This window comes from Blastococcus sp. TF02-8 (assembly GCF_003319175.1).
GTDB lineage: Bacteria > Actinomycetota > Actinomycetes > Mycobacteriales > Geodermatophilaceae > Blastococcus.
This window is the reverse complement of record NZ_QOHK01000020.1, coordinates 1-1,084: the sequence shown is the minus strand read 5'-3', so window position 1 is coordinate 1,084 and position 1,084 is coordinate 1. Positions and strand designations below refer to the sequence as shown.

General features: G+C 71.5%; 1 protein-coding gene. It reads left to right on the top strand.

The features are described from left to right. Positions 1 to 109: 109 nt before the first annotated feature. Complete coding sequence (locus tag DQ237_RS19290) at positions 110 to 1,063, top strand: IS481 family transposase (RefSeq protein WP_113801769.1); 954 nt, start codon at positions 110 to 112, stop codon at positions 1,061 to 1,063. Positions 1,064 to 1,084 lie beyond the last annotated feature (21 nt).

Sequence of the window (1,084 nt, the reverse complement as noted above, 5' to 3'; positions counted from 1 at the left end):
TGTCGTGACTACGGACGTTGTTGACAGTCGGCGTGGTGGCTTGATCACGAAGGAGACCTCCGGAAGGAGTGGCGATGTCTGACGTCCCCACTCCCGACCGGAGGTCTCTATGGCTCACGCTAATGCCCGTACCACCGTCTACGCCCGCAAGCTGATCGTCTTCCGCGTCCTGTCCGGACATCGGCCCGGTGAGGTCGCCAAGCAGCTGGGAGTCAGCCGGCAGACGGTCTACAAGTGGGTGCGCCGCTTCCGCGCCGAGGGCCTGGCGGGGCTGGCCGACCGATCCTCGCGGCCGCACCGCATGCCGCGGCGGACCTCGGTGGCCGCAACCGCGGCGATCGTGGCCGCCCGCCGCACGCATCACGCCGGGCCAGTGCGGCTGGCCGCGATCCTCGGGCTTGCGGCCTCCACCATCGGCGCGGTGCTCGCCCGCGCCGGCATGCCCCGGCTGGCCGATGTCGACCGGCTCACCGGCGAACTGCTGCGCGGACGGCGGCACAGCGACCGCCGCTACGAACACGACCACCCCGGCGACCTGCTGCACATCGACGTCAAGAAGCTCGGCCGAGTGCCCGACGGCGGCGGCTGGCGGATCCACGGCCGCTCCGAGGAGGTCCGCGGCCGCGGCCTGGGCTGGGACTACGTGCACGTCGCCATCGACGACCACACCCGACTGGCCTACGCCGAGGTGCTGCCCGACGAGCGCGCCGCCACCTGCGCCGGCTTCCTGACCCGTGCGGCGGCCTGGTTCGCCGCCCAGAACGTCACCATCCGCAGGGTGCTGACCGACAACGCGCTGAGCTACCGCCGGGGCGCCGACTGGATCGACGCCTGCACCCGCCTCGGGATCGCCCGTCGGTTCATCCAGCCCGGCCACCCGTGGACCAATGGCAAGGCCGAGCGGTTCAACCGCACGCTGCAGACCGAGTGGGCCTACGCCACCGCGTGGATGAGCAACGACGAGCGCACCACGGCCCTGGACAGCTGGCTGAGCCACTACAACACTGCCCGCAGCCACTCCGCCCTCGGAGGCCACCCACCGGTCAGCCGCCTCGCCGTGTGAACAACGTGTCCGGTCGCGACA

Coding starts and splice junctions, on each gene's coding strand:
- DQ237_RS19290 (WP_113801769.1), top strand. CDS start 110: ATGGCTCACGCTAATGCCCGTACCACCGTCTACGCCCGCAAGCTGATC.